Source organism: Lentzea sokolovensis (assembly GCF_033949975.1).
Lineage (GTDB): Bacteria > Actinomycetota > Actinomycetes > Mycobacteriales > Pseudonocardiaceae > Lentzea > Lentzea sokolovensis.
In genome coordinates this window covers 164729-180951 of sequence record NZ_JAXAVU010000018.1, presented here as the reverse complement: position 1 = coordinate 180951, position 16223 = coordinate 164729, and the positions used below count along the sequence as shown (strand labels likewise).

Annotated in this window: 14 protein-coding genes; 9 read left to right on the top strand and 5 right to left on the bottom strand. The window is 67.7% G+C overall.

Annotated elements, in window-relative coordinates:
• Nucleotides 1–17: 17 nt before the first annotated feature.
• Complete coding sequence (locus SK854_RS46265; protein WP_319981569.1) at nucleotides 18–1403, bottom strand: DUF2252 domain-containing protein; 1386 nt, start codon at nucleotides 1401–1403, stop codon at nucleotides 18–20.
• Between the two features lie 79 nt (nucleotides 1404–1482).
• Entirely contained in the window at nucleotides 1483–2727 is a 1245-nt protein-coding gene (rocD, locus tag SK854_RS46260; RefSeq protein WP_319981568.1) for an ornithine--oxo-acid transaminase, read from the bottom strand.
• 140 nt (nucleotides 2728–2867) lie between these two features.
• On the opposite strand from rocD, the gene SK854_RS46255 reads away from it, so the two are divergent.
• The 9 genes from SK854_RS46255 (at nucleotide 2868) to SK854_RS46215 (ending at nucleotide 11857) form a co-directional block, all read left to right on the top strand.
• Nucleotides 2868–3698, top strand: coding sequence for a PPK2 family polyphosphate kinase (locus SK854_RS46255; protein WP_319981567.1), 831 nt, complete (start codon nucleotides 2868–2870; stop codon nucleotides 3696–3698).
• 150 nt (nucleotides 3699–3848) lie between these two features.
• Nucleotides 3849–4904: a lactonase family protein gene (locus SK854_RS46250; protein ID WP_319981566.1), complete on the top strand. Its 1056-nt coding sequence runs from the start codon at nucleotides 3849–3851 to the stop codon at nucleotides 4902–4904.
• Nucleotides 4905–4954: 50 nt separating this feature from the next.
• The gene (locus SK854_RS46245) at nucleotides 4955–5677 is read left to right on the top strand and encodes an SGNH/GDSL hydrolase family protein (RefSeq protein ID WP_319981565.1); all 723 of its coding nucleotides are present in this window, start codon (nucleotides 4955–4957) and stop codon (nucleotides 5675–5677) included.
• A gap of 51 nt (nucleotides 5678–5728) precedes the next feature.
• On the top strand, nucleotides 5729–6511 hold the full coding sequence (locus SK854_RS46240) for a HipA family kinase (RefSeq protein ID WP_319981564.1): 783 nt from the start codon (nucleotides 5729–5731) through the stop codon (nucleotides 6509–6511).
• On the top strand, nucleotides 6495–6881 hold the full coding sequence (locus SK854_RS46235; RefSeq protein WP_319981563.1) for a DUF3037 domain-containing protein: 387 nt from the start codon (nucleotides 6495–6497) through the stop codon (nucleotides 6879–6881). Before SK854_RS46240 ends, SK854_RS46235 begins: the two co-directional genes overlap by 17 nt.
• A gap of 77 nt (nucleotides 6882–6958) precedes the next feature.
• The gene (locus SK854_RS46230; protein ID WP_319981562.1) at nucleotides 6959–7978 is read left to right on the top strand and encodes an LCP family protein; all 1020 of its coding nucleotides are present in this window, start codon (nucleotides 6959–6961) and stop codon (nucleotides 7976–7978) included.
• Between the two features lie 300 nt (nucleotides 7979–8278).
• Nucleotides 8279–9010, top strand: coding sequence for an SDR family NAD(P)-dependent oxidoreductase (locus tag SK854_RS46225; protein ID WP_319981561.1), 732 nt, complete (start codon nucleotides 8279–8281; stop codon nucleotides 9008–9010).
• A gap of 10 nt (nucleotides 9011–9020) precedes the next feature.
• The gene (locus SK854_RS46220; protein ID WP_319981560.1) at nucleotides 9021–10313 is read left to right on the top strand and encodes an MFS transporter; all 1293 of its coding nucleotides are present in this window, start codon (nucleotides 9021–9023) and stop codon (nucleotides 10311–10313) included.
• Nucleotides 10310–11857: a helix-turn-helix domain-containing protein gene (locus SK854_RS46215; RefSeq protein WP_319981559.1), complete on the top strand. Its 1548-nt coding sequence runs from the start codon at nucleotides 10310–10312 to the stop codon at nucleotides 11855–11857. The genes SK854_RS46220 and SK854_RS46215 overlap by 4 nt, the downstream gene beginning before the upstream one ends.
• Here the strand turns inward: SK854_RS46215 and SK854_RS46210 are convergent.
• The 3 genes from SK854_RS46210 to SK854_RS46200 are packed head-to-tail and all read right to left on the bottom strand — an operon-like array spanning nucleotide 11837 to nucleotide 16223.
• On the bottom strand, nucleotides 11837–13318 hold the full coding sequence (locus SK854_RS46210; protein ID WP_319981558.1) for an APC family permease: 1482 nt from the start codon (nucleotides 13316–13318) through the stop codon (nucleotides 11837–11839). The genes SK854_RS46215 and SK854_RS46210 overlap by 21 nt on opposite strands.
• The gene (locus tag SK854_RS46205) at nucleotides 13318–14787 is read right to left on the bottom strand and encodes a GMC family oxidoreductase (RefSeq protein WP_319981557.1); all 1470 of its coding nucleotides are present in this window, start codon (nucleotides 14785–14787) and stop codon (nucleotides 13318–13320) included. Before SK854_RS46205 ends, SK854_RS46210 begins: the two co-directional genes overlap by 1 nt.
• Complete coding sequence (locus tag SK854_RS46200) at nucleotides 14784–16223, bottom strand: aldehyde dehydrogenase family protein (RefSeq protein ID WP_319981556.1); 1440 nt, start codon at nucleotides 16221–16223, stop codon at nucleotides 14784–14786. Before SK854_RS46200 ends, SK854_RS46205 begins: the two co-directional genes overlap by 4 nt.

The following is a 16223-nucleotide window of genomic DNA, read 5'->3' as shown; positions in this document are numbered from 1 at the left end:
GAGGGCCCGAAGGCGCGTCACCGGTCTTCGACGACGGCGGGCAGCTTCCCGTTCTTGACCAGCCTGGCCAGCTCGGCGTGGTCCGCCTCGGTCTGGTCGGCGTAGTCGAACGCGTACTTCGCGAACGCCTCGTCGAGGTCGTCGCCGCCGCCGTTCTGGAAGTACCCGGCCAGCAGCCGCGGGTCGAGTGAACGCGTGTGCGCGCGGGCCAGCAGGGCGCCGGCGAGGCGGCCGTAGTCGTCCAGGTCGTCGCGCTTCAACGTGGTCGCGTCGATCTCACCCTTGCGGTTGCGGAACTGCCGCACGATGAAGTGTCGGCCCTCGATCGTCGTCCAGCCCAGCAGGATGTCCGTCTCCGCCTGCACCAGTCGCGCGCCGTGCACGATCCGCTTGCCCTCGTGCTTGGCGGGATCGACGTCCAGGAACGGCTGCAGGGCGGAGGGCCTGGCTTCCTTGGCCTGCAGGACCAGAGCCTCGGACCCGTTGCCGTGCAACAGGATCAGGTAGTTGCGCAGGCCGACGCTGCCGGTGCCGACGACGCGGAACGCCACGTCCGAGACGCCGTACCGCATGATCAGGTTCCGCCGGGACTCGCGCAGACTGTCCACGTAGGACGGCAGCGCGGCGATCACGGCCTCGGCGGTCGGGGGAGTGGCCTCGGTGAACGTCGGCGGGTTCGTGATGAACCGCCACTTCTCGCCGTCGTGCGCGGTCCACTTCGCGGCGAACCGGGCGCTGGTGTTCTTGCGCGACTTCTCGGCGGCCTTGGAGAAGTCGTTGATCAGGTCGTCCGCCTTGACCTTCGACAGCGAGGACTCGTCGCCCAGCGCGCTCCACGAGTCCAGGAACGGGAGCTCCGCGAGGTGCTTGATCGAGCCCCGGTACGCGCGCACCGCGTCTTCCGCGGCGTCACGGCAGCCCTTGTCCGACACGCCGCCGACCCGGCCCGCCAGCACCAAAGACGCCACGAGCCGCTTGAGGTCCCATTCCCACGGGCCTGGGAGCGTCTCGTCGAAGTCGTTGATGTCCATGACGATCTGGCCCTCGGGCGTGCCGTAGAGACCGAAGTTCGCTGCGTGTGCATCACCGCACAACTGAGCGTGAAGGCCCGTCGCGCATCCGGCGGCGAGATCGCCCGCCTGCAAGCCGGCCGCACCGCGGAAGAACGCGAACGGGTTCTCCAGCATCCGTCCGATCCGCAGCGGGATCAGGTTTTCCAATCGGCCCTTGTTGCTGGCGCGCAGGAACTCCAGGACGGACGGGCGTGCGGAGGCCAGCGACATCGCCCGGTGCGCTTTGAAGTCCACTGAGGACCGCAGCGCGCGCCCCTCGGCGTAGACCTCTTCAGGCTCAACCCATCTGCCCAAAGCGGCAGCGGCCTCAGCACGCACCCGTTCACCCATAAGAGTCATCATGCCTGCGGCGGACGGGCGCCGTGGCCCGTCCGCCGCATTTGTGACCTAGCTACGAATGAAAATCACCCTAAACGGGACGAACGACTTCAGCGATTGCCTGAACGCCCAGGTCGATCTCGTCCCGCGTGATCACCAACGGCGGAGCGACGCGCAACGTCGACGCGTGCGTCTCCTTGCACAGCACCCCGCGCAGGGAGAGTGCCTCGGACGCGGCCCGGCCGACCGGACCGCCGGGCGCGATCTCGACACCGGCCCACAGCCCACGCCCGCGCACCTCGGCCACCCCGTGGCCGACCAGCTTGTTCAGTTCGGCGTGCAGGTACGCGCCCATCTCCCGTGAGCGCTGCTGGAACTCGCCGGTCGCGAGCAGCCTCACGACCGCGCGGCCCACGGCGCAGGCGAGCGGGTTGCCACCGAACGTCGACCCGTGCTCGCCGGGCTTCAGCACGCCCAGCACGGCCCGTGAACCGACCACGGCGGACACGGGCAGGATGCCGCCGCCCAGCGCCTTGCCGAGCGTGTAGAGGTCAGCGCGCACACCCTCGTGATCCAGCGCGAACAGCTCGCCGGTGCGGCCGAGGCCGGACTGGATCTCGTCGGCGATCATCAGGACGTTGTTCTCGTCGCACAGGCGGCGAATTCCGGCCAGGTACCCGGCGGGCGGCACGACGACGCCGGCCTCGCCCTGGATCGGCTCCAGCAGCACGGCGGCCGTGCGCGGGGAGATCGCGGACTCGATCTCGTCGAGGTTGCCGTACTTGACGACCTTGAAGCCGGGCGTGAACGGCCCGAAGTCGTTGCGCGCGGTCTCGTCGGTCGAGAACGACACGATCGTCGTGGTGCGGCCGTGGAAGTTGGACCCGGCGACGATGATCTCGGCCGTGCCCTCCGGCACGCCCTTGACCTGGTAGGCCCACTTGCGCGCGACCTTGATCGCGGACTCGACGGCCTCCGCGCCGGAGTTCATCGCGAGCACCATCTCGGTGCCGGTGAGTGCCGCGAGCTCGCGGCAGAACAGGCCGAACTGGTCGTGGTGGAACGCGCGGCTGGTCAGCGTCACGCGGCCGAGCTGTTCGACGGCGGCGGCCACCAGGGCGGGGTGGCGGTGCCCGAAGTTCAGCGACGAGTAGCCGGACAGGAAGTCCAGGTAACGGCGGCCCTCGACGTCGGTGACCCAGGACCCCTCGCCGTGCGAGATGACCACCGGAAGCGGGTGGTAGTTGTGCGTGCTCCACTCCTCGTCCAGGGCGACGTAGTCAGCGCTAGCCGAAGTGGTGGTCTCCGCGGTGTGGTGGTCAGCGATGGCGGTCATCCTCCAAGGCTAGGGTCCCGGACAAGCGATTTCGACCGTGAAGCGTTGCGCATTGCCTCAGTTCGTTGCGTAGATTCATCAATCAGTGGCGGAACTTTGCACAGCAGGCGGAATCGGCGGTGAATCGCTACGGTCTGGTGATGGCGAAGAAGTCGGTTCGTGAAGCCCTGCGGCTCGATGAGGTGGATCTCTCCACCCTCGATCCGGCGGGGCGCCCGGTCGGTCCCCAGAGCAAGAAGGAGGCGGCCGAGGGCCTGGTCGCCACCGGGGCCGAGCTGGACGGTCTGCAGGAAGCGCTGTACGCGGAGAATTCTCGCGCGGTCCTCCTCGTCCTGCAGGGCATGGACACCGCGGGCAAGGGCGGCGTCGTCCGGCACGTCGTCGGCCTGGTGAACCCGCAGGGCGTGCGCATCGCGTCGTTCAAGAAACCGACTCCCGCCGAACGGCGCCAGCACTTCCTGGCGCGCGTCAGGAAGGTCCTGCCCGAGAAGGGCCGCATCGGGGCGTTCGACCGCTCCCACTACGAGGACGTCCTGGTGCCCAAAGTAGAACGCCTGCTGACGGCCGCGGAGATTCGCGGGCGTTACAAGGAGATCAACGCGTTCGAGCGGGAGCTCGCGGACGGTGGCGTCACGGTCGTCAAGTGCTTCCTGAACATCTCGCCGGAGGTGCAGAAGGAACGGCTGCTCGCACGCCTGGACGACCCGAAGAAGCACTGGAAGTACAACCCGGCCGACATCGACTCGCGCTCGAAGTGGTCGAAGTACCAGGACGCCTACGCGCAGGCGTTGAAGAACTGCTCGGCCACGCCCTGGTACGCCGTCCCGTCGGACCGGAAGTGGTACCGGAACTGGGCGGTCAGTCAGTTGCTGCTGGAGACCATGCGCGAGATGGACCCGAAGTTCCCGCCACCCGCCTACGACATCGAGGCCGAGAAGGCCCGGCTGATCGCGAACGACCCGTTGCGCTAGACGCAATCTTGATTGCACCTATTGCCTGGCCGTAGTGGTCTGGGCCAGTGTGGGCTGCGCCGCCGCCGCAAAGTTCATTCCGGAGGTGCGGACGTGGGTGTTGATCGGCGACGTTTTCTCGGAGCCATGGGCGTAGGAGCTGGACTGCTGATGACCGGAGGAACCGCTGAGGCGGCCCCCGCCACCCGGAGAGTGTTCTTCGGCGCCTACACGACGTGGAGCGGTGGCGCCAAGGGCATCGGCATCGGCACCTACGACACCGTGACCGGGCAGCTGAAGACGACCGGCGTGATCACGGGCGTGGTCAACCCGTCGTTCGTGATCGAGTCGCGGGACGGCAGGTTCCTCTACGCCGTCAACGAGAACACCAAGGGCGAGGTCACCGCGATCAACGCGGCCACGCTCAAGGTGATCAACAAGCAGGCGACCGGCGGCGCCGACCCGTGCCACCTGACGCTCGACCCGTCCGGGAAGTTCCTGATCACGGCCGACTACTCGTCGGGGTCTTTGAGCGTCTTCCCGGTGGGCGCCGACGGCAGCCTCGGCGCGCGCACGCAGAAGGTCCAGCACAAGGGGTCCGGGCCGAACAAGGAACGCCAGGAAGGCCCGCACGCACACCACATCGTGTTCGACCAGGCCGGCAAGTACGCGGCGGCGGTCGACCTCGGCGCGGACTCGGTGTTCGTCTACTCGTTCACCGGCGGGAAGCTGACCCAGGTCTCGCAGGCGAAGGTCAAGCCGGGAGCAGGACCGCGCCACATCGCGTTCCACCCGGACGGCAAGACGGCCTACGTGGCGAACGAGCTGGACTCGACGATCGTGACCTGCGCCTACGCGAACGGGACGCTCACGCCGGGCCAGGTGCTCAAGACCGTGCCGTCCGGAAGCCCGACGAACTACCCGGCCGAGGTGCTGGTCTCCGCGGACGGCAGGAACGTCTACCTGTCGAACCGCGGGCATGACAGCATCGCGCACTTCGCGGTCGGCGGTTCCGGGTTGACGATGCTCGGCACCACCGCGGTCGGCGGCAAGTACCCGCGGCACATCACGTTCGACCCGACCGGGTCTCTGCTGTTCGCGGCCAACCAGAACTCGAACAACGTCACGTCGTTCACGGTGGACAAGGCAACCGGCAGGATCACCTCGTCCGGCACGGCGCTGCAGACCGCGATCCCGGTCTGCGTGCTGCCCACACGACTGGGTTAATGCCCTTCTAGTCGATCGTCCACAGTGGTACTCCGGCTCTCATGGGTCTTATGGCTGGAGTCCTCGCTGTCGCACTGCTGGCGCCCGCGCCGTTCGCACCGGAGTACGTCGCACTCGGCGACTCCTACGCGTCCGGGGCGGGCGCCGGTTCCTATGTGGACGGGTCCTGTCGCCGAAGCGCGAACGCCTACCCGGCGTTGCGGGGCGAGGAGTTCCCGTCGTTCAAGTTCGTGGCGTGCAGCGGCGCGACCACGAAGTCGCTCAAGTCGCAGCTGCGGGCACTGACCCCGGCCACGACGCTGGTCACGATCACCATCGGCGGCAACGACCTCGGGTTCGTCGACGTGCTGACGACCTGCACGCTCGGCAGTGACAACGCGTGCGACAAGCGGGTGGAGAAGGCCCGGGCCTTCGCCCGCGACGAACTGCCCGCGAGGCTCGACGCCACCTACTCCGCGGTCAGGGCCGCCGCACCGAACGCCGAACTGGTGGTGCTCGGCTATCCGCGGCTGTTCACGCAGGCCGACGGATGCCGCTCGCTCTCCACGATGAAGCGTCAGTACCTCAACGACGCCGCCAACGAGCTGTCCGGGGTGATCGCCGAGGCCGCCGCGCGGGCGGGAGCGCGGTACGTGGACGTGAGGGAAGCGTTTGCGGACCACGGCGTCTGCTCGCGCGAGCCGTGGATCAACGCGCTGACCAACCCGACCGCCGACTCCTACCACCCGAACAAGGCAGGTCAGACCGCCTACTTCAGGGCGTTGACCTCGTAGCCGGCGGTATTCGGGTCGGCTTCGGGCAGGCGTTCGTGTGATCATGCGCGGGTGAGTCTTCTGAGGGAGGTCACGGCCACCCGCTATGTGACGCCGTTCCGCGAGGGCGGATCGATGCCGGGGCTGGTCGAGGCCGACGACCTGGGTATGTACGTGGTGAAGTTCCGCGGCGCGGGGCAGGGCGTGAAGGTCCTGGTCGCCGAGATCGTCGTCGGCGAACTCGCCAGGCGGCTGGGCTTCCGGATACCCGAGATCGTCCTGGTGCACCTCGACCCGGAGCTGGCGCGCGCGGAACCGGACCAGGAGGTCCAGGAGCTGTTGCGGGCCAGTGGCGGCCTCAACCTCGGCCTCGACTACCTGCCCGGCTCGTTCGACTTCAACCCGATCGTGCGCGACCCCGGAACCGAGCTCGCGACGAAGCTGTTGTGGTTCGACGCGCTGGTGCTCAACGTGGACCGCAGCTGGCGCAACCCGAACATGCTGCTGTGGCATCGCGAACCGTGGCTGATCGACCACGGCGCCGCGCTCTACTTCCACTACTCGTGGAGTGAAGATTCCCGGCCCACCCCAGAATGGAATATGCGCGACTACCGCTACGACTCGTCGGACCACGCGATGCTGCCGAACGCGGGCTCGCTGTCCGAAGTGGACGCGGAACTTGCCGCGAAGGTCACGCCGGAGCTGCTCGACGAGGTGCTCGCGCTCGTTCCCGACGAGTGGCTGGAGGGCGATCCGGCCGAACTCCGTCAGCGCTACAAGGACTTCTTCACCTACCGCCTGAACAACCGCGGCTGGGTCGACTCGCTGGAGGCCGCCCGTGCCGCACGTGTTTGAGTACGCGCTGCTGCGGGCGGTGCCGCGGCAGGAGCGGGGCGAGTTCATGAACGTCGGCGTCATCGTCTACTGCGCGCCGCTGGACTTCCTGTGCGCGAAGACCTATGTGGACGGTGAGCGGCTGCGGGTGCTGGACCCGCACCTCGACGTCGAGACGCTCGAATCGTCGCTGAAGCACCTGACGAACTCGTGCGACGGCACTCCCGGGGCCGGTCCGGTGAGCAGGACCACGGTCGGGCAGCGCTTCCGCTGGCTCACCGCGCCCCGCAGCACGATCGTGCAGACCTCACCTGCTCATACGGGCTGGACCGACGACCCGTCCGCCGAGGTCGAGCGCCTTTTCCAGGCGTTGGTGCTGCCACCCCGGTAGGTTTCCTCGCAACCTGAACGGACGAACGGCGTCCATAGGTGCAAAGCGAAACTAAAGCGGATCGGGGTTGGCGACACATGAGCGCTGGGTATCACCACGGCTACCAGCAGCCGCGGCGTCCCATGCCGCCGCAGCGGCCGATGAAGAAGAAGAGGCGTCCGGGACGCGTCATTCTGGTGCTGCTGCTCGTCCTGGTTCTCGGCACCGTCGGATTCGGTTTCTACGTCGACTCGACGCTGACGCGGATCAACGCGCTGCCGGACTACGAGGGCCGTCCTGCCGAGACGCCGGGCACCACCTGGCTGCTCGTCGGATCGGACGCGCGGGAAGGCCTGACGCAGGAGCAGAAGGACGCGCTGGCCACCGGTGACGCCGCCGGACGGCGGACCGACACCATCATGATGCTGCACCTGCCGGACAACAGCGCCGCCAAGCCGGTGCTGGTGTCGATTCCGCGCGACTCCTACGTCGCGATCCCGGAGAACGGCCGCAACAAGGTCAACGCGGCGTACGCGTTCGGCGGGCCGCAGATGCTCGTGCAGACCGTCGAGGGTGCGACCGGCGTGCGCATCGACCACTACATGGAGATCGGCTTCGGCGGGTTCTCCGACATGGTCGACGCTGTCGGTGGAGTGGACATCTGCCTCGACGAGCCGATCAAGGACCCGCTGGCCGGCATCGACCTGCCCGCGGGCTGCCAGGAGCTCGACGGACCGCAGGCGCTCGGGTTCGTGCGGACACGTGCCTTCGCGACCGCAGACCTGCAGCGCGTGCAGAACCAGCGCAAGTTCCTGTCGGCGCTCTTCGAGAAGGTGAAGAGCCCGGCGACGCTGGCGAACCCGTTCCGCGTCATCCCGCTGATGAACGCGGCGTCCGGTTCGGTGTCGGTCAACGACGACGACCACGTGTGGCACCTGGCCAGCGTCGCGCTCAACATGAGCGACGCGACGAGCGGGACGGTGCCGGTCGGATCCACGCCGACGGTGCCCGGTGCGGGCTCGGTCGTGCAGTGGAACAAGGAGAAGGCGTCCGAGCTGTTCGACCTGATCAGCAAGGACCAGCCGGTGCCCGCCGAGCTGATCGCCCCTCCGAAGTAGTGGTTCCCCCTACGACGTGACGGGCTCGGGAGTGGGCTCCGAGCTGGTCAAACCGGCCTCCTGTGCGATCTCGTCGAGCTCGCGCAGGAGGTCGTCGTAAATGGGTGTTGTGGACATGGTGCAGCCCCCTCTTGCGGATCTTCCCCCGTTCAGGTGACGGGAGCTTACGCCTCTGTACCCAGTCGTTCGGCCAGATATGCCAGTGAGACGCTAAATGTTGGCTAAAGCCACCCTGTGACCAGGCGTTGTGTGGGCCAGCCACATGTTGATCACGCCGCGTGACGCCTACCGTTTCCAGGCATGTCGAGTGTCACGGGTCACAGCGCGCTGGTCACCGGCGCCGCGAGCGGCATCGGCCTTGCCTGCGCTCGCGCACTGGCCGCCGCCGGCGCCGAAGTCCATCTGGTGGATCGAGATCCGAAGGTCCTGGTCCTCGCCGAGGAACTCGGCGGCGCCGGTCACGTGCTCGACCTGATGGACCCGGTCGACGCCCTGCCCGCCGAGATCGACGTTCTCGTCAACAACGCCGGCGTGCAGCACGTCGCGCCCATCCACGAGTTCCCCGCCGAGCGCTTCTCGGCGATGCTCGAACTGATGGTGGGGGCGGCCTTCCGGCTCACCAAGCACGTGCTGCCGCACATGTACGCGCGCGGCTGGGGCCGGTTGGTCCACATCACCAGCGTGCACGGCATTCGCGCGTCCGCGTTCAAATCCGCCTACACCGCGGCGAAACACGGCCTGGAGGGGTTCTCCAAGGTCGCCGCGCTCGAAGGCGCCCCACATGGCGTGACGTCCAACTGCGTGGCACCCGGCTATGTGCGGACTCCGTTGGTGGAGAAGCAGATCGCCGATCAGGCGAAAGCGCACGGAATTCCCGAGTCGGAAGTTCCGGAGAAGATCTTCCTCCAGCGCAGCGCAGTCAAACGGATGATGGAGCCTTCCGAGGTGGCCTCGGCAGTGCTGTGGTTGTGCGACAACAGTTTTGTCACCGGTACGTCGTTGGCCGTCGATGGCGGCTGGTCAGCTCAATGAGGAGTTGTCGATGATCAAAAAAGTGGTAGGCGCTTCGCTCATCGGAACAACTGTCGAGTGGTACGACTTCTTCCTCTACGGCTCGGCAGCCGCCCTGGTGTTCAACAAGCTCTTCTTCCCGACCGCGGATCCGTTGAACGGCACGCTGCTCGCGTTCACGACGTACGCGATCGGCTTCCTGGCGCGGCCGTTGGGCGGCGTGGTCTTCGGCCACTTCGGCGACCGGCTGGGGCGCAAGAAGCTGCTGGTGCTGTCGTTGCTGCTGATGGGTGGCGCGACGATGCTGATGGGTGTGCTGCCGACCTACGCGTCGGTGGGCGTCCTGGCGCCGATCCTGCTCACGCTGCTGCGGCTGGTGCAGGGCTTCGCGCTCGGTGGCGAGTGGGGCGGGGCCGTGCTCATCGTCTCCGAGCACGGTGACGCGAAACGGCGCGGGTTCTGGGCGTCGTGGCCGCAGGCCGGTGTGCCGTGCGGGAACCTGCTGGCGACAGGTGTGCTGGCGATTCTCGCCGCGGTGCAGTCGGACGAGGACTTCCTCGCGTGGGGCTGGCGGATCCCGTTCCTGCTCTCCGGCGTGCTCGTGGTGATCGGGCTGTGGATCCGGCTGACGGTGTCCGAGTCGCCGATCTTCCTGGCGGCGCAGGAGAAGCGCGCGAAGGAGCCCGTGCGGGAGAAGGCGCCGGTCCTCGAACTGCTCAAGCACAACTGGCGCGAGGTGCTGATCGCGATGGGCGCGCGGTTCGCCGAGAACGTGTCGTACTACGTGATCACGGCGTTCATCCTGGTCTACGTGGTGACGGGGCTCGGGCTGTCGAAGTCGGTGGGGCTCAACGCAGTGCTGATCGCCTCGGCCGTGCACCTCGTGACGATCCCGGTGTGGGGTCATCTGTCCGACAGGTTCGGGCGGCGGTCGATCTACCTGATCGGCGCGGTCGGCATGGGCGTCTGGATCTTCGCGTTCTTCGCGTTGCTCGACACGAAGGACCCCGTGCTGATCACGTTGGCGACCACGATCGGTTTGGTGCTGCACGGCGCGATGTACGGGCCTCAGGCGGCGTTCTTCTCGGAGCTGTTCGGGACGCGAGTGCGGTACTCGGGCGCGTCGGTCGGCTACCAGCTGGCGTCGATCGCGGCGGGTGCGCTGGCCCCGTTGATCGCGACGGCGTTGCTGAAGGCCTACGGGGCCTCGCTCCCCATCTCGATCTACGTGGTGGTCACGTGCGTGATCACGGTGGTGGCGATCCTGCTGGCGAAGGAGACCCGTGGTGCGGATCTGGAGGATCGTGACAGGGTTGGGGTGTGACACGACGGCGTGAGGCCGAACTGGCGGCGTTGTTCGAGACCGCGTCCGAGCTCGCGGGCATGCGCGACCCGGACGCGGTTCTCCGCTCGATCGTGCGCAGAGCCAGGACGCTGCTCGGGACGGACGTCTCGTACCTGTCGATGAACGACCCGGCCGGCACCTACATGAGGGTGACGGACGGGTCGTTCTCCCCGTTGTTCCAGAAGGTCCGGCTGGGCCTCGGCGAGGGCCTGGGCGGGCTCGTCGCGCAGACCGCACGGCCCTACGCGACCGCCGACTACTTCGCGGACGCCCGGTTCAACCACACCCGGCCGATCGACTCGGCGGTGCGGGACGAGGGCCTGACGGCGATCCTGGGCGTGCCGCTGAAGCTCGACTCGAAGGTCATCGGCGTGCTGTACGCGGCCGACCGGACCTCACGGGAGTTCCCGGCCGAGGAAGTCGCGCTGCTGCAGTCGCTGGCCGACCACGCGGCCATCGCGATCGACACGGCGTCGTTGTTCGCGACGATCCAGTCGCACAACGAAGCCATGAAACGGGCCGAGGAGGCCCACGACCGGCTCACGGACCTGGTGCTGCGCGGTGGTTCCTCGGCCGAGGTCGCCGCGGCGGTGGGGGAGTTGCTCGGCGGGCAGGTCGAGGTGCTCGACACCGTGCCGACGCCGGCGGTGCGGGCCAACGGGCGGGCCGTGCTGCTCGACGACGTCTGGGTGTGCGCGGTGCTGGCGGGCTCGGAACTGCTGGGCGGCATCGCGCTGAGCGGGTGCCCGGACCTGCCGAACGTCGATCGGCGGTTGTTCGAGCGATCGGCCGTGGTGACGGCGTTGTTGTTGCTGCTGCGCCGAACCGTGGCCGAGGCGGAGAACAAGGTTCGCGGCGAGCTGATCACCGACGTCCTGGACGGACGGGACGCTGCCGGGCTGCTGGCGCGCGCTCGCCGGGTGGGTGTCGAGCTGTCCGATCCGCACGTCGTGCTGGTCGCCGATGGAAACCTTTCCGGGGCAACGCATTACGCGTCGGTCCACAGAGGACTTGCTGGGTCGCGTGACCGGGACGTCGTGCTGGCGTTGCCGTCGCGGTCCACGGACATCGCTCACGAAGTGGCGAAGGCGCTGGACGCGACCGTGGGTGCGTGCGGGCCGGTCGCGGGTCCGGTGGCCATCGCGGCGGCCTACGAGGAGGCGCGGCGGTGCCTGAAGGCGTTGCGGCAACTGGGCCGCGAGAAGGACGCCGCGACGATGGACGACCTCGGGTTCGTCGGCGTGCTGCTGGGCGATCGCGCGGACGTGTCCGGGTACGTGCGGTCGGTGCTCGGCCCGGTGCTGGACTACGACTCCGAGCGCGGCACGGAACTGGTGCACACGCTGGAGATCTACTTCCGCTGCGGCGCGAACCTGAGTCGTGCCAAGGCGGAGCTGCACCTCCACGTCAACACGGTCACCCAACGACTCGACCGGGTCACGTCGCTGCTCGGCGACTGGCAGTCGCCGGACCGCGTGCTGGAGGTGCAGCTCGCCCTGCGGTTACTTCGCCTGACCGGTTAGGACCGGCACCGCGTCGCCCGCCGCCGCGTCGGAGTGGCCGAACGGCTTGGCGATCAGCATGTAGACCAGGCCGATGCCGACCACGAGCGTGCCGCTCAGGATCACGACGTAGTTGTCGTACCAGGGGCCGTCCGGGGTGCGCGGCCAGACCATGTTCACCATAGCCGCGACGCCGTACGCGAGCGCCAGGACGTTGACGATCAGGCCCCACCTGCCGAGCGTGAACTCGCCGGACGGCGTCCAGCCCTTGAGCCTCGCCCGCAGCGCCGCGAACACGACCATCTGGAAGCCCAGGTAGATGCCGAGCGTCGCGAACGACACGATCTTGTCCAGCGCGTTCGTGGACAGCATCGACGCGATCACGATGACCGCCGGGATGATGCCGGCCAGCGCGAGGGCGTAGGGCGGGATGTGGCGCTTCTTGTTGAACTTCGCGAGCGCCTTGTGCCCGAAGATCATCTTGTCGCGGGCGTAGGAGTAGGTCAGGCGGGACGCGGCCGCCTGCAGCGACATCGTGCAGGACAGGAACGAGATCAGCACGACGCCGATCACGATCTTGTAGCCGACCGGGCCGAACGCGTTGGTCAGGATGTTCGTGACCGGGTCGGCGTCCTCGCCGCTGATGACCTTGCCGAAGTCCGGCACCGCCAGCAGCAGTGACAGGCACGCGAACGTGGCCGCCGCGCCGCCGATGTAGATGGTGCGGCGCATGGCCTTCGGGATGACGCGGCCCGGGTCCTTGACCTCTTCCGCGGTGTCACCGCACGCCTCGAACCCGTAGTACTGGTAGAGGCCGATGATGCCCGCCGCGAAGAACGCCGGCAGGTAGCTGCCCGAACCGCCCGCGCCGAAGCTGTCGAACAGCACGCCCAGACCGTGGACGCGGTTGTCGACGAGCAACCAGATGCCGACCACGAGCGCGCCGACGATCTCCGCCGCGAACCCGAAGATCGCGGCCCACGACAGCACCTTCGTGCCCGCGTAGTTGATGAGCGTCGAGACCACGATGATCGCGATCGCGCACAGCACCGTGTTGCCGACGTTGGCCGTGTAGCCGAGAAGCGTTGCCAGATAAGGACCCGCGCCGTAGCTGACGGACGCGATGGTGACCAGCAGGGCGATCATGTAGACCCAGCCGGTCATCCACGCCCAGCGCTTGCCCCACAGGCGGCGTGCCCAGGGGTACACACCGCCCGCCACCGGGTACTGCGCCACGAGCTCGCCGAAGATGAGCGCGACCAGGAACTGGCCGACGCCCGCGACGACGAAGCTCCAGATCATCGGCGGGCCGCCCAGGGCGAGGGCGACGCCGAACAACGTGTACGTGCTGACCACGGGGGAGAGGTAGGTGAAGCCCAGCGAGAAGTTCGCCCAGGGACTCATGTCCCGCTTGAACTCCGAGGTGTAACCGAGATCCCTGAGCCTGTCTTCCGCTGTGCCTGCTGTCGATGTCGCAGCCACTACGCCTCCTTGATCAGGTCCGCGGCGCGTTCTCCAATCATGAGCACCGTGACCATGGGGTTCACGGTGGGCATGGTGGGGAACACGGACGCGTCGACGACCCGGAGGCCTTCGAGTCCGATGACTTTCAGGTCACCGTCCACAACGGACCCGATGGCGCAGGTGCCCGCGGGGTGGTAGACGGTGTGGGCCGCGCGGCGGCCGTACTCCGACAGGGCCTCGTCGCTCGTGACGTCCGGCCCGGGTGCGATCTCCCGCTTGAGCCACGACTTGAGCGGCTCCTGTTCGGCGATCTGCCGGGCGATCCGGAAGCCGTCGACGAGGGTCTGCTCGTCGTAGCCGTCGGGGTTCACGAAGTAGCCGAAGTCGAGTGCCGGCTTCTCCTCGGGGTCACTGGACTTCAGCCACAGCCTGCCCTTGCTGTGTGGCCTGGGGATGTTCGGCGTCATGCAGACCCCGTGCTCCACCGCCGGGTAGCCGAGGCGTTCCGTGTTGGTGGTGAACGGGATCTGGTAGAAGTGGAACATCAGGTCCGGCCGCGGGTCGGACTCGTCGCGCCGGATGAACAGACCGGCGTCGGAGTCCATCACCGAGTTCTCCGGCAACGGTTTCGTGGTCTCCCAGACGATGACCGACTCCGGGTGGTCCAGCAGGTTCTCGCCGACACCGGGCAGGTCGTGCTTCGGCTCGATGCCGATGCTGCTCAGGTGCTCGGCGTCGCCGATGCCCGAGAGCATCATCAGCCGGGGCGTGTCGATCGCGCCCGCGCAGAGCAGAACCTCTTTGTCGGCCTCGATGTAGCCCTTGTCGGTGTGCACGCCGATCGCCCGGTTGCCGTCGAACTCGATCCGGCCGGCCCAGGTGTTGAGCAGCAGTGTGAGGTTCCTGCGTTCCAGGATCGGGTGCACGTAGGCGGTGGACGCCGAGGAGCGCTGGTTGTTCTTCTCCGGGTGGTAGGCGATGGAGAAGAAGCCGACGCCGTCCTCGAAGGGCGCGGCGTTGAAGTTGTCGATCTCCGGGACGTCGACGGCCTTCTGGGCGGCCGCCACGAAGTCCTTGGCGATCGGGTTCCGGTCCTTCTCGACCACCGGGATGATGTTGAGCTGGACCTTGTCGTAGTACGGGCCGACCGCGTCCCACGTCCAGCCGTGACCCCAGTCGTCGAGGTCCTGCGGCAGCGGCTTGAAGCAGATCAGCGTGTTGTGGCTGGAACACCCGCCGAGCACCTTCGCGCGGCTGTGCCGGATGTGCGAGTTGCCGCGCGGCTGCTCGACCGTCGGGTAGTCGTAGTCGTACTCGGTCTCCAGCAGGTTGATCCAGTTGCGCAGGTTCAGGATCTTCTCGTCGCCGACGTCGGAGGGACCGCCCTCGATGACCGCGACCGTGATCGAGGGATCTTCGGTCAGCCGTGCGGCGAGCACGCAGCCCGCTGTTCCGCCGCCGACGATCACGTAGTCATATGCGGTCACTTCGAGTCCCTTCGCGCGAACCAGTTCTGGGCTTCAGGCTTGAGGTTCTGGTACACGTGCTTGGGCTCGGTGTACTCGTGCAACCCGGCGGTGCCGAGTTCGCGCCCGACGCCGGAGCGCTTGAAGCCGCCCCACTCCGCCTGCGGCAGGTACGGGCCGAACTCGTTGATCCAGACCGTGCCGTGCCGGAGCTTCTTCGCGACGCGCTGCGCCTTGTCGAGGTCCTGGCTCCAGACACCGCCCGCGAGGCCGTACTCGGTGTCGTTGCCGAGCCTGATCGCATCCTCTTCGGTCTCGAAGCGCTCGGCCGTGATGATCGGGCCGAACGTCTCGTCCTGGACGAGCTTCATGTCCCTGGTGCAGTCCGCGTAGACGGTGGGACGGAAGAAGAACCCGTTCTGCAGCTCGGGTTCGTCGGGACGCTTGCCGCCGGCCTTGAGGGTCGCGCCCTCCTGCTTCGCGATCTCGACGTAGCTCTCGACCTTGGCACGGTGCTCGGCGCTCACCAGTGGCCCGGACTCGGTGTCCTCGTCGAAACCGTTGCCCAGCTTGATGAGGTCGGCTCGCCTCGCCACCTCGGTGACGAAGTCGTCGTAGATGCTCGACTGCACGATGAGCCTCGTGCCGGACGAGCAGACCTGGCCCGCGTGGAAGAACGCCGCGGTGAGCGCGTAGTCGACGGCGGTGTCGAAGTCGGCGTCCGCGAAGACGATGTTCGGGTTCTTGCCGCCGAGCTCGAGGGCGACCTTCTTCACGGTCTTCGCGGCCGACGCCATGATCCGCTGGCCGGTCGCGAGGCTGCCGGTGAACGAGACCAGGTCGACGTCGGGGTGCTCGGACAGCGGCGCGCCGACCTCGGGACCGGTGCCGAGCACGAGGTTCGCGACCCCGTCGGGCACTCCGGCCTCGGCCATCAGCTCGAACAACTTGATCGTCGACAGTGGAGTGACCTCGCTGGGCTTGGCCACCAGCGTGTTGCCCGCGAGCAGGGCCGGCGCGATCTTCCACGAGACCTGCAGCAGCGGGTAGTTCCAGGGCGCGATCAGGCCGCAGACGCCGACCGGTTCGTAGTCGATGCGGCTGATGACGTCCGCCGGCGCGCCCTGAACGATCTTCGGGTGCAGCAGGCCGGCGAGGTTGCCGTAGTAGCGGAACACGGCGACGACGTCGTCCACGTCGATGCGGCTCTCGACCAGCGTCTTGCCGGTGTCGAGCGTCTCGGTGCGGGCGATGTCCTCCTTGTCGCGTTCCAGGAGGTCCGCGACGCGGTGCAGCACGGCGGCGCGGTGCTCGGGGCTCGCGTGCGGCCAGTCACCGTGATCGAAGGCGTTTCTCGCCCTGGCGATCGCCTGGATCGCCTGTTCGCGGGTTTGGTCCTCGACCTCGGTGAGAACACTCTGGTCGAAGGGGTTGATGATCTGCCGCACCGGCGACAC